11 protein-coding genes are annotated in these 11,714 nt (G+C 70.4%); 3 read left to right on the top strand and 8 right to left on the bottom strand.

Going from position 1 to position 11,714, the window contains the following annotated elements:
• Positions 1-297: 297 nt before the first annotated feature.
• Positions 298-1,191: a DUF2510 domain-containing protein gene (locus tag ACFU8W_RS17840; protein ID WP_384037740.1), complete on the bottom strand. Its 894-nt coding sequence runs from the start codon at positions 1,189-1,191 to the stop codon at positions 298-300.
• A gap of 233 nt (positions 1,192-1,424) precedes the next feature.
• On the opposite strand from ACFU8W_RS17840, the gene ACFU8W_RS17835 reads away from it, so the two are divergent.
• Together ACFU8W_RS17835 and ACFU8W_RS17830 are read left to right on the top strand one after the other, a co-directional pair.
• A complete protein-coding gene (locus tag ACFU8W_RS17835; protein ID WP_384037738.1) occupies positions 1,425-2,267 on the top strand; it encodes an alpha/beta fold hydrolase in 843 nt (280 codons plus the stop codon).
• 137 nt (positions 2,268-2,404) lie between these two features.
• Positions 2,405-2,773, top strand: a complete 369-nt coding sequence (locus tag ACFU8W_RS17830) for a nuclear transport factor 2 family protein (RefSeq protein WP_345513907.1) — start codon at positions 2,405-2,407, stop codon at positions 2,771-2,773.
• 147 nt (positions 2,774-2,920) lie between these two features.
• On the opposite strand, the gene ACFU8W_RS17825 is transcribed toward ACFU8W_RS17830, so the two are convergent.
• From ACFU8W_RS17825 to ACFU8W_RS17795, 7 genes are all read right to left on the bottom strand, one after another.
• Positions 2,921-4,306, bottom strand: coding sequence for an LLM class flavin-dependent oxidoreductase (locus tag ACFU8W_RS17825; RefSeq protein ID WP_384037734.1), 1,386 nt, complete (start codon positions 4,304-4,306; stop codon positions 2,921-2,923).
• On the bottom strand, positions 4,290-5,111 hold the full coding sequence (locus ACFU8W_RS17820; RefSeq protein WP_345513910.1) for an ABC transporter ATP-binding protein: 822 nt from the start codon (positions 5,109-5,111) through the stop codon (positions 4,290-4,292). Before ACFU8W_RS17820 ends, ACFU8W_RS17825 begins: the two co-directional genes overlap by 17 nt.
• On the bottom strand, positions 5,087-6,001 hold the full coding sequence (locus ACFU8W_RS17815; RefSeq protein WP_384037731.1) for an ABC transporter permease: 915 nt from the start codon (positions 5,999-6,001) through the stop codon (positions 5,087-5,089). Before ACFU8W_RS17815 ends, ACFU8W_RS17820 begins: the two co-directional genes overlap by 25 nt.
• Positions 5,998-7,062, bottom strand: coding sequence for an ABC transporter substrate-binding protein (locus ACFU8W_RS17810; RefSeq protein WP_384037728.1), 1,065 nt, complete (start codon positions 7,060-7,062; stop codon positions 5,998-6,000). The genes ACFU8W_RS17815 and ACFU8W_RS17810 overlap by 4 nt, the downstream gene beginning before the upstream one ends.
• A 20-nt stretch (positions 7,063-7,082) precedes the next feature.
• Positions 7,083-7,637, bottom strand: coding sequence for a flavin reductase family protein (locus tag ACFU8W_RS17805; protein ID WP_384037725.1), 555 nt, complete (start codon positions 7,635-7,637; stop codon positions 7,083-7,085).
• 380 nt (positions 7,638-8,017) lie between these two features.
• Positions 8,018-9,271, bottom strand: a complete 1,254-nt coding sequence (locus ACFU8W_RS17800) for an ROK family protein (protein ID WP_384037722.1) — start codon at positions 9,269-9,271, stop codon at positions 8,018-8,020.
• A gap of 386 nt (positions 9,272-9,657) precedes the next feature.
• Positions 9,658-10,860, bottom strand: coding sequence for an FAD-dependent monooxygenase (locus ACFU8W_RS17795; protein ID WP_384037719.1), 1,203 nt, complete (start codon positions 10,858-10,860; stop codon positions 9,658-9,660).
• 111 nt (positions 10,861-10,971) lie between these two features.
• On the opposite strand from ACFU8W_RS17795, the gene ACFU8W_RS17790 reads away from it, so the two are divergent.
• Positions 10,972-11,691: a TetR/AcrR family transcriptional regulator gene (locus ACFU8W_RS17790; RefSeq protein WP_384037716.1), complete on the top strand. Its 720-nt coding sequence runs from the start codon at positions 10,972-10,974 to the stop codon at positions 11,689-11,691.
• Positions 11,692-11,714: the final 23 nt, after the last annotated feature.

Genomic DNA, 11,714 nt, shown 5'->3' with positions numbered 1-11,714 from the left:
CCGGCGAACAGCGTGACGGCGATCGGCCGCAGAGATGGCCGACGGCGCACGCGGTGGCGGCGTGACCCTGCTCCGACTCACCTATTCGGCCCAGAGCCCGCTGGGTCCGGCACGACGGAGAGAGTGCGAGTTCCGGACGGCCCCGGATGACGCCCATCCGGCCTCACCCGCCCTTACGGCGTGCACCAGGTCGTCGGAGGAGCTCGCATACGGCCGCCTGCCCCTGCGACGCCCGCCCGACACGCGGAACCGGCCCCCGGGGAAGGATTCCCGGGAGCCGGTTCCCGCCGAGGCGCTTCAGGCGGTCTGCCCGGATCCCGAGCCCGTCACGGCCGCCGCCTTGATCCCCTCGGTGATCTCGTCCATCACCGAGAGCGCGGGCGCCTTGGGGCTGACGTCGAAGCCGGACCGTACGACAACCAGCATGTCCGCGGAGCGAGGGGAGGCAAAGGCCAGCGACTGGACGTAGCCGTCGTCGCCCTTCTTCGTGACCACCTTCCAGCGCACCAGATAGCCCTTCCGGCCCGCGACGGTGACCGCCTCGGACTTGAGCTGCTCGTGCGAGGTGATGGCGCCGTAGGCCTTGCCGCCGTACGACGACGTGGCGTTGACGGAGATGTCCGCCTTCGCCGCAGCCTCCGCCGTCTTCGCCGTGATCTTCAGCGCCTGGGCCGGGGCGACGAACGCCCCTCCGCGCTCGCACTTCTGCGAGGCGTCCGCCGGACACGTGTACGATCCCGTGCTCACCGAGGCACCGATCAGGGCCGACTGACCGGTCCAGCCGTCGGGCACCGGCAGGCTGATGCCACTGCTGGCGTCCGTGGCATACCCCTCCTCGGACGGCGGTTGCTGCTGGTCGGGCGCCGGACTCCGGCCACCCGGACCGCCGGGACCGCCCTGGCCGTTCTGTCCCCCGGGGGAACTGGGCGCCGGCGACACGGCACCACGGGAGGTGTTCTCGGAGCTGTGGGATCCATCAGTCAGCAGGATGGCGCCACCCGCGATCGCGGCCAGCACCACCACGCCCGCGGTGACGCCGACGCCGATCCGGATCCGACGGCGCCGGACGGCCGCGGGCGGCGTCCGGAGCTGGTCCGTCCACCGACTTCCGTCCCACCAGCGTTCCTGGACAGGGCCTGTTCCTGTATACCCGGGGTCCGTATGCCAGCCGGGAGGGCTCATCTCGGTCACGACGCCCACCGTAGAGGCGCTCCGTGAAAATCCCATGAAACGGTGCGAGGAACCCGCTCAGGGCCGCCGACAGTGCGCGGACCACCGAATCGGGGCGTAATGGGCTAGGACCTCTCTTTCGGATCGGGCGCGCCATCGGGAGTGCGGGCAGAACCCGGCGAGCCGGGCACGCTCCGAAAAGAGGCCCCAGGAGCCCGGACCACGACCGGACCGGGCCGTGCGATGGGAGAGCCATGCCGTACATCACCGCCGGCGAGGAGAACTCCGCCGGCATCCATGTGTACTACGAGGACCACGGGGTGGGGCAGCCCGTCGTCCTGATCCACGGGTTCCCGCTGAGCGGCGCATCCTGGGAGAAGCAGCTCCCGGTCCTGCTGCGCGCCGGGTACCGGGTGATCACGTACGACCGGCGCGGCTTCGGCCGCTCCTCGCAGCCCACCACGGGATACGACTACGACACTCTCGCCACGGATCTCAACGCCGTCATGGAGAAGCTCGACCTGCAGAACACCATCCTGGTCGGGTTCTCCATGGGCACCGGCGAGGTCGTCCGTTACCTGGGCAATTACGGATCCGCGCGGGTCGACCGGGCGGTACTGATCGCCCCGATCCCGCCGTTCCTCCTGAAGACCGAGGACAACCCCGAGGGGGTCGACCAGAGCGTCTTCGACGGCATCATGAGCGCCATCGCCTCGGACCGTCCCGCGTATCTGACGACCTTCCTCCACGACTTCAACAACGTCGACAAGCTCGGTGGCACCCGGATCAGTGACGAAGCGCTGCGGCTCCAGTGGACGGTGGCCGCCGGCGCGTCGGCCCACGCCACGCTGGCCTGCGTGCCGGCCTGGCTGACGGACTTCCGCGACGACCTGCCCAGGATCGACGTGGAGACGCTGATCGTCCAGGGCGACGCGGACCGCATCCTGCCCATCGACTCCTGCGGGCGGCGGCTGCCCGGCCTGATCAAGAACAGCCGTCTCGTCGAGATCCCGGGCGGCCCGCACAACATCGGATGGACGCACGCCGAGGAACTCAACGCAATTCTCATGGGGTTCCTGGGCCGGACGGCGTCCTGAGCGCCGCACGCCGCCGGGGTGTCCGGTCATGACCCGGGAGGTAATCGACGCTTCTTCACGCGTCGGACATCGTGTTCCTCACAAGCCGTACAGGAGCCCGGCCACAGGGCCGGGACCGTGACCGGGAGGACAGCACGATGACCGCATACGAGGACGCCGTTCAGCGCTACTTCACCGCCTGGAACGCGGCCACCCCCGAGGAACTGGCGAAGGCCGTCGCCGCCGCCTTCACCGAGGGCGCCACGTACACCGACCCGCTGGCCTCCGTGCGGGGCCACGACGAGTTGGTGGCCGTGATCAGCGGTTCCCATCAGCAGTTCCCCGGCTTCGAGTTCAAGCTGACCGGCGCCCCCGAAGGACACCACGACATCGTCCGCTTCAGCTGGGACCTCGTCTCCACCGCCGACGGCTCCGCTCCCGCCGCCGGGTCCGACGTGGTCACCCTCGACGACGACGGGCGCATCACCTCGGTCAGCGGCTTCCTGGACCGGGTCCCCGGAGCGTGACCGGCGCTGCGCGGGCGCGGGCGGACAGCGACGCAGCGAGGGGTCGGTGAGGGCGGCCGGGTGGTATCCGGCGTCCCGCGCGGAGAGGTTGCGGCCACGCTTCCCCACCGGCTGGAAAGACCCGGTCGGAGCCCGGCGGGCCATCCGTCACCGGGCCTCCGCCAGGTCGATGCCGATGTGCCCCTCGCTCCGGTCGACGGTCTCGAAGAGCCGGTTGGCGGGGCGCGGCAGCCCGTAGTGGCCGCGCAGCGTGCTTGCCGTGTACTCGGTACGGAACAGGCCCCGTTCCTGGAGGATCGGCACCACCCGGTCCACGAAGACCTCGAGGCCGGAGGGGAGAACAGCGGGCATGATGTTGAAGCCGTCCGCCGCGCCGCTGTCGTACCAGTGCTCGATGGTGTCGGCGACCTGTTCGGCCGTTCCGGCGAAGGTGCGGTGTCCACGCCCGCCGCCGAGCCGCCCGATCAGCTGTCGAACGGTCAGCTTCTCGCGCCTGGCGAGCTCCACGATGAGGGTGTAGCGGCTCTTCGCGCCCTCGATCTCGTCCTCGGTGGGGATGTCCTCGGGCAGTTCCGCGTCGAGGTCGAGGTCGTCCGGGGCGATCCTGAGCTGCCGGGCGAGCTGGCGCTTGGCGTACTCGGGGACGATGAGCGCCTCCAGCTCGGCGTCCAGGGCCAGGGCCTCGGCCTCGGTGTCACCGATGACGGGCACGATGCCGGGCAGGATCTTGATGCCGCCCGGGTTGCGGCCGATGGCTTCGGCGCGCTGCTTGACGTCCTTGTAGAAGGCGATGCCCTCCTCCAGGGTCTGCTGGGCGGTGAACACCGCCTCCGCGTAGCGAGCCGCGAAATCCTTGCCGTCCTCGCTGGATCCGGCCTGCACGAGCAGCGGGTATCCCTGCGGGGGGCGTTGGACGTTGAGCGGCCCGTCGACCCGGAAGAACTCCCCGGAGTGGTCGATGCGGCGCACCCGCTCGGCCACGGCGTGCACGCCGCGTTCCTTGTCGGCGATCACGGCGTCGTCCGCCCAGCTGTCCCAGAGCTTGGTGGACACCTCCACGAACTCGCCGGCCCGGCGGTAGCGGTCGCGGTGCAGCGGGGTGTCGTCGAGGCCGAAGTTACGGGCCGCGTCGGCGCCCGCCGTGGTGACGATGTTCCAGCCGGCCCGGCCGCCCGAGACGTGGTCCAGTGAGGCGAACCTTCGGGCCAGGTTGTACGGCTCGTTGTAACTGGTCGAGGCGGTGGCGATGAGACCGATGTGCTCGGTGGCCCCGGCGAGCGCGGTCAGCAGGACGGTGGGCTCCAGCTTGGCGGCGGGCCGCCGCCCGGGATCGCCCATCAGGACGGGGCTGTCGGCGAGGAACAGCGAGTCGAGTCGGCCGCGTTCGGCGATCCGGGCGAGGTTCTTGTAGTGCTCGATGTCCGTGCTCGCCTCGGCCGGGCTCTCCGGGAGGCGCCAGGAGGCCTCGTGGTGGCCGGTGGACATCAGGAAGGCGTTGAGGTGGAGCGGCTTGCGGTCAGGCGTGCGGGACATGGGTTTCCTTCTCCTCGTACGTGGTGTGGGGCTGCGTCACGCCGAGCGCGTTGAGCAGGGTGTCGCGGTACTCCTGGAACCGGGGGTCGCGCCGGGACCGTGGGCCCGGCAGGTCGACCGCGAGGTCGACGGAGATCAGGCCGTCCTCCAGGACCAGCACCCGGTCGGCGAGCTCGACGGCTTCGTCGACGTCATGGGTGACCAGCAGCACGGCGGGGCGGTGACGCTCGTACAGCTCGCGGAGCAGGCCGTGCATCCTGATCCGGGTCAGGGCGTCCAGTGCGCCGAACGGTTCGTCGGCCAGCAGGAGTTCGGGTTCGCGGACCAGGGCGCGGGCCAGGGCGGCCCGTTGCTGTTCGCCGCCGGACAGTTCATGGGGCCAGGACCGGTCGCGGCCCTCCAGGCCGACCTCGGCGAGTGCGGTCAGTCCGCGTTCGTGCGCCTGGGGTCCGCGCAGACCGAGGACGACGTTGTCGAGTACGCGGAGCCAGGGCAGCAGCCGGGAGTCCTGGAAGGAGAGGGAGACCCGGTCGGGGACGGTGAGTTCGCCGGAGCCCTCGACGGTGTGGTCGAGGCGGGCGACGGCCCGCAGGAGGGTGGACTTGCCGGAGCCGCTGCGGCCGAGGAGCGCGGTGAACTCACCCTGAGCCAGGGTCAGATCGAGTTCCTTGAGGACGTTCCGGTCGCCGAATCGGCGTACCAGTTTCCGGGTCCGAACCGCCGCCGGCCGTACCGCGGTGGCCGGGCCGGTGCCGGTTGCGGCCTCTTCGTGGGTGCCGGTCAGCCCGCCAGTGTGCGTCGCCATGACAGGACCCTCCTCTCGACTGCGCGTACCGCCGCGTCCGAGGCGAAGCCGAAGATCCCGTAGGCGACCAGCCCCACGATGATCACGTCGGACTGGGCGTACTGCTGGGCCTGGAACATCATGTAGCCGATGCCGCTGGTGGCATTGATCTGCTCGACGACGATCAGGCCGAGCCAGGACGCGGTGACGCCGAGTCGCAGTCCGACGAAGAAGCCGGGCAGCGAGCCGGGGACGACGACCTTGCGGATGAACTGCAGGCGGCTCAGGTCGAGTCCCTCGGCGAGCTCGACGTACCTGCTGTCGATTCCGGTCAGTGAGGAGTACGTGTTGATGTACATGCTCACCGCGACGCCTAGCGCGATCACGGTGACCTTCATCTGCTCGCCGATGCCGAGCCAGAGGATCAGCAGCGGGAGCATCGCCAGGGACGGGATGGCGCGCTTGATCTGCAGGGGCCCGTCCAGAAGGTACTCGCCGGTGCGGCTCAGTCCGGCGGCCACGGCCAGGATCACCCCGGCGGCCACCCCGAAGAAGAGGCCGAGACCTGCCCGCTGGAGCGAGATCAGCACGTTGTCCTGGAGGCGGCCGCTCTGGATCAGGTCCGTGGCGGTGGCCAGCACGGCGCCGGGTCCGGACAGGATCCGGGGATCGAGGTAGCCGACGGCAGAGGCTCCCCACCACACGGCGACCACCAGTACCGGGCCGATCAGCCGGCCGAAGGGGAGGGAGCGGCCGGGGCCGAGCCGCCTGCGGGTGGTGCGGGCGGGGGCGGCGGCCGACCCGGCCGCGGGGGCCGGGACACCCCGGCGCGGCTGGTCCGGGGCCTCCGGTGCGGTGGTCCCTGACGGCGGGTGGTCTGCTGTGCGCGCCTGCGAAAGCAGCTCGGTCATGACGGCTCCCGGTACCGGGCCGGTACGGCCTTCGCCGCCAGCCCCTCGAAGCGGCGGTCGAACAACTCGGCGACGTCCAGCTTCGGCACGAAGCCGCCCTCGGCCATCAGATCGGCGGTCTCCTGCTCCCACTCGATCGCCTTGTCCCAGCTCACCGGGAACTGCGGCTGGTGGAGAGAGGCGACGATGCGCCTGCCGTCCTCCTTGGTGACGCCCTGGTCCTTGACGTAATAGGTGTCGATCCACTGGTCGCTGTTCTCCCACGCCCACACCAGGCCGCGGGACCACAGCGGGATGAAGGTGCGGACGGCTGCCGCTTTCGCCTCGTCGTTCAGCACCTCGTCCGGTGCCCACAGGACGGAGAGCAGGTCCACCACATCGGTGGTCACACCGCGGGCGCCGTCCTTGCCGTACTGGCTGAGGTACTTGGTCAGCGTCGGTTCGCCCAGCGGGGCCACATCGACCTGCTTGGACTGCAGGGCGGTCAGGAACTGGGTACTGGGCAGCGCGACCAGCTCGACATCGCTGTTGCGCAGGCCCGCCTTCTTCAGCGCCCGCAGAACGACCACGCCCTGTGCCTGCCCCTGGGAGAAGCCGATCTTCTTGCCGCGGAAGTCCGCCACCGTCCTGATGTCGGAGCCGGGGGCGGTCGCGAAGACATAGGAGGGGTGGTTCCGCACCTGCACCGCGACAATCTTCGCTCCGACACCGATGGCGTGGGCCTGGATCGGCGGAATTCCGGCATTGACCGCCAGGTCGATGGAGTGCGCCCGGAATCCCTGGATGATGTCGGGCCCCGCGTTCAGATTGGGCCACTGCGAGACGGTGAATGCCAGGTCCTTCCGCAGTCCGGCGGGACCCAGTTGAAGGCGTGTGGTCCGCACCGCTATCGACAGTTCGGTGCCGGGCGGTGGTGCGCCCGAGGGCAGCTTTCCGGCTGCCTCCGCACCGGCGACCTCCTTTGCCTGCGGAGAGCAGGCGGCCAGTCCCAGAATCGCCCCGCCGGTGAGGGCGAGGAACGACCGGCGGCCGACCGCATTGTGTATGTCATGGCGTGACATGGTGAATTTCCGATCAGTGGTCATGAGGGGGTGTCGGTGTTCGTCGTCGGTCGTCGGCGGTTTCGGAGCGAGTGATAGGTGCCGTCGTGGAACAGGAGCGGGCTGCGCCCCTCGTCGAGCCAGGAGTCCACGACCCGGGCGATGACGATCCGGTGGTCGCCGGCCGGAACGATCCGCTCGGTCTCCAGCCGCAGCCAGCCGGCCACCCCGTCGAGCACGGGTTCGCCCTCCGGCAGCCGATGCCACTGGGTGGGTGCGGCGAACCGGTCGATGCCGCTGGTGGCGAACGTCGTTGCCAGCGCCTGCTGTTCGGCGCCGAGAAAGTTGACGACGGTGCCCGCGGACCGCTCGATGTGGGGCCAGGACGAGGTGCTGGTCCCGATACCGAAGGAGACCAGTGGCGGGTCGAGCGACAGCGACGTGAGCGAGGTGGCGGTGAATCCGACGGGGCCACGACCGGCGTCGGCGGTGACGACGACCACGCCGGCCGGAAAGCGGCGGAAGGCCTGTTTGAAGCGGTCAGGGGCAATTCCCGCCGCGATACTCGCAGGGTATGGGGGCACAGTGACAGTCAACGTCTCTCCCGAGATGGCATGGCGGAACGAAATGACGGCAGGAGGGATCCGCCGGACACGAGAAATGCAGGCCGAATCGAGGCGGCGCACACCGGTGCGCAACCGATCGGACAATTAGAGGAGCTCACACAATGGGAGCGCGAGCCGGGCGCCCATTGTGTGAGCTCCTCTTAAGCGAGTGTTATCGGCTACCCGGACAGGGGCGACAACAGAATCGCCGGGCAGCAATACGCACCGGCGTGGCCGCGCGGCGATAGCGCGCCGCCGAGGGCGCGTACCGGGAATTCCGCTGCTGGCTGGTCATGAATCCATCATCGCGTCCGCGCTCCGGCCCGGTCAACAATGCAACTTCCTGAATTAAGTCGGGTGTCCGGGGCCTGTTACGACACCGCGGGCAGTGCGGACCACGGGCCGAGCGGGTCCACGTACAGCGCCCCCAGCGCCACCGCGCCACCCGCGGTGGCCAGGACGGAGCCGGTGAAGCTGGACGGCACCACCGCGCGCTCCGGGTCGTCGCAGACCCAGGAGCGTTCGGCCACTTCGGCCCGGAGATCGGCCAGGCACTCCGGAATCCGACCCACCCCCGGTTCGACCACGACGAGCACCTCGGGGTCGACCATGTCGAGGAGCAGGGCAGCGGCCCTGCCCACCAGCCGGGCCCGACGCCGGAACAGCGTCACCGCCCGAGGTTCCCCGGCGAGCGCCTGGTCGAGCAGTTCGGGGAACGAGCCGACCGGCAGGCCCTGTTCGGCCGCGCGTCGTACCATCGCCCGCTCCGACACCTCGGACTGGAGACAGCCGGACCGCCCGCACACGCAGAGTTCCCCACCGTCGGATCCCCCTGCCCCGAGCGGCAGATGGGCGATGCTGCCCGCCCCGGAGCGCGGCCCGCGGTGGATGCCGCCCTCGGTGGCGAAGGCGGCGTCCACGACCGCACCGATGAACAGCAGGACGGTGCTGGTCCGGGTGGACGCCTCGCCGAACAGCTGCTCCGCCCGCGCCAACGCCCGGGAGTGGCTGTCCACATGGACGGGCAGCCCGGTCGCGGCGGAGAGGATGTCCCGTACCGGCACATCACGCCAGCCGAGCAGCGGATGCTCCACGATCGCCCCGGCGACGGGGTCGACCCGGTGCCCGGTGGCGACACCCAGAGCGAGGACGGTCCGCCCCGCCGCCCGGGCGGACATCAGCCGGGGAAGGCGTGCGGCGAGGTCGTCGAGCATCCGGCGCGGGTCCAGGGTCCGGTGCGGCTGCCGGTCCTCGGCGACGACCCTGCCCCGGAGGTCCATCAGGGAGAGGGTGGAGTGGGCAACGGCGATGTGCGCCCCGGCCACCAGGTAGCGGCCGGTTTCGATCTCGACGGGGATGTGCGGCCGGCCGAGCCCCCGGGGGCCGGAGGTCTCCGCGCTCTCCCTGACCAGTCCGCGGGCCAGCAACTGGCCGACGTGGCCGGTGACGGAGGCGGGCGACAGACCGGTGAGCCGGGCCACGGTGGATCTGGCGACCGGACCGTGGTCGAGGATCGCGCCCAGTACGGACCCGGTGCCGGAGACGCGGCGGGCGGGTACGGAGCGCGGCATGTCGGAGCGGAGAAGGGGGGTGGGGCGGCGGGCGGGCGCAGACAGACTCTTCACGTGTCTTCCAGGTCCTCGATGGCAGGTGACGCGATGCGTGCACTCCTCGAAGGAGGGCGTGACAGACCTTTGCTGACGCCTGGTCAGCGACGGTCCGCTTCTCCCGTGGAGAGAAGAACGCCCTGCGAAGATCCGTGGGCCGGCCCCGGGGCGTCCATCCACCCCTGCGGCCGCTCGCGCGGGCGCCGTGCTCTCAGGCCCGATGACACGCGGCGGAGCACACACGCTTGAGGTCGACATGACCTCGTGTCGTCAGGTGTGCGGATCGCTGCATGTGGCGCAACGTAGCCGGAATGACGTAACCCGGTCAAACCGTTGCCCGCATCATGGACACCCTTACCGGCGGCGCGTGTTGCCCGCGTGTTGCAGCCGTATGACCGGCCCCTTCAGCGCGTGAGCGGCGCGGTTTTCCGGTGCGCGCGGTAGTCGGGCAGTTCGATGTTCGTGACCTTCCTCCCCTCTTCCAGCATCCGGTTGAGGACGAACGCACGGCTGAGCATCCAGTTGCGCATGCGCAGCGCGAATGCGGAGCCGGGGGCGAGGAAGGGGCCGGTCCGGTCACCGCTCTTCTGGCAGCCCTGCGCGTAGGTGCGCAGCAGGCTCTCGTAGCGGGCGAAGGCGGTGGCGTGGTCGCCGCGGTGGGCGGCCAGTTCCCCCGCGAGCACATACGCGGCGACGATCGCGGTCCCGGTGCCCATGCCGCCGATGGTGGCTCCACAGGCGGCATCACCGAGGAGGGCGATGCGGCCCCGGGACCAGGTGTCCACGTCGGCGCGGCTGATGGAGTCGAAGTACAGGTCATCGGCGTCCTCCAAGGTGGCCAGCAGCCGGGGCACGTCCCAGCCGATTCCGGCGAACGCCTCCGCGATGAGGCCCTTCTGCGCCTGCTGGTCGTGCCGGTCGTGGTCCAGCCGGTCGGCGGCGAAGACGAAGAAGGCGCGAGCGGTGTCGAGGTTGCGGTTGTCGGTGCCGACGGAGGCGAGACGCCCCGGGGTGTTGCAGCCGATGGAGCCCTCGCCGAAGCCGAAGCCGGCGTAGTTGGGCAGGCTCCAGGTGGCGGCGTAGTGGCCGAGGTGGCGCACGTACGCGTCCTCGGGGCCGAAGGCGAGGCGCCTGACGTTGGAGTGCAGCCCGTCGGCACCGATGACCAGGTCGAAGGTGCGGGTCGCACCGCCGCGGAAGGTGACACGCACACCGTCCTCGTCCTCGTGCAGCGCGGCGATCGATTCCCCGAAGAGGTACCGGGCGCGGGGCAGGCTGTGCTCGTACAGGACGCGGGCGAGGTCGCCGCGCAGGACCTCGATGTCTCCGCCCGCGAAGTCTGCGGGCAGTTCGAGCCGGAGCCTGCCGGCCTCGTCGACGAAGCGCATGGGGCTGCCGCCGGTCCGCAGCCGCCGGAGCTCGTCCAGGATGCCCATGCGCTCCAGAACGGTCAGATGGGTCGCACCGCGGAAGTCGACGGCCTGTCCGCCCTCACGGAGGGCCGGGGCGATCTCGACGACGCTGACGTCGAAACCGTACTCACCGAGCCAATGGGCGAGCGCGGGGCCCGCGATGCTCGCACCGGAGATCAGAACCTTCTGGGACATGACAGGTGCTCCTGTGTCGGGGGTCGTTGATCCACGCAAATTGCGTCCCATGGACGCCATTTCTTGTTGTGTACGATAGACACAGTTTCTGATCCTGGCAAGGAGACAGCGGTGACGGACGACCCGACGAACCTGGTGCATCTGCTCTGGGGACCCGGACCACAGCCCCGGCGCGGACCCAAGCCCGCGCTCACCCTGGACGGCATCGCCCGCACCGGCACCGAGATCGCGGACGCGGAAGGCCTCGGAGCCGTGTCCATGCAGCGAGTCGCGGAGCAGCTCGGCAAGACGAAGATGTCGCTCTACCGATACCTGCCCGGCAAGGCGGAACTGATCGCCGTCATGGTGGAAACGGCGCTGGATGACGCACCGGAGGGCGGGGAGGGTGACTGGCGGGCGCGCCTGACGGCCTGGTCGTACGGCCTGGTCGAGATGCTCCGCCGTCACCCCTGGCTACTCGAGGCGACGGTCGGCCCGCGCCTGATGGGCCCGAAGGAACTCGGCTGGATGGAGCGGGCCCTCTCCGCGCTGGACGGCACCGGGCTCACGGGCGCGGAGCGCATGGACGCGGTGGTGCTGCTCACCAGCCATGTTCGGGGCATCGCGCTCCAGAGCCGGGCGGCCGCCCCTTCCAGCGCACCGGAGGCGCAACTCCTCGCCGCGCTCGGCACGGTGCTGCGGGACCACGGCGCGGACTACCCGCACCTGGCCGCGGCGACGGCCTCCTCGGTCCGCTCCGGAACCCAGGGACAGGACCAGGCTCTGGAGTTCGGCCTTGACCGCATCCTGGACGGCCTGGAGGTCCTGATCACCTGGCGCACCCGGAGCTGATCCACCCGAGGGCCCGCAGCAAC

Origin of the sequence: Streptomyces sp. NPDC057565, assembly GCF_042801455.1 — a bacterium.
GTDB lineage: Bacteria > Actinomycetota > Actinomycetes > Streptomycetales > Streptomycetaceae > Streptomyces > Streptomyces yanii.
The sequence above is the reverse complement of the archived record's forward strand: the minus strand, read 5'-3'. Positions and strand labels throughout refer to the sequence as shown.

Coding starts and splice junctions, on each gene's coding strand:
- ACFU8W_RS17835 (WP_384037738.1), top strand. CDS start 1,425: ATGCCGTACATCACCGCCGGCGAGGAGAACTCCGCCGGCATCCATGTG.
- ACFU8W_RS17830 (WP_345513907.1), top strand. CDS start 2,405: ATGACCGCATACGAGGACGCCGTTCAGCGCTACTTCACCGCCTGGAAC.
- ACFU8W_RS17825 (WP_384037734.1), bottom strand. CDS start 4,306: ATGTCCCGCACGCCTGACCGCAAGCCGCTCCACCTCAACGCCTTCCTG.
- ACFU8W_RS17820 (WP_345513910.1), bottom strand. CDS start 5,111: ATGGCGACGCACACTGGCGGGCTGACCGGCACCCACGAAGAGGCCGCA.
- ACFU8W_RS17815 (WP_384037731.1), bottom strand. CDS start 6,001: ATGACCGAGCTGCTTTCGCAGGCGCGCACAGCAGACCACCCGCCGTCA.
- ACFU8W_RS17810 (WP_384037728.1), bottom strand. CDS start 7,062: ATGTCACGCCATGACATACACAATGCGGTCGGCCGCCGGTCGTTCCTC.
- ACFU8W_RS17795 (WP_384037719.1), bottom strand. CDS start 10,860: ATGTCCCAGAAGGTTCTGATCTCCGGTGCGAGCATCGCGGGCCCCGCG.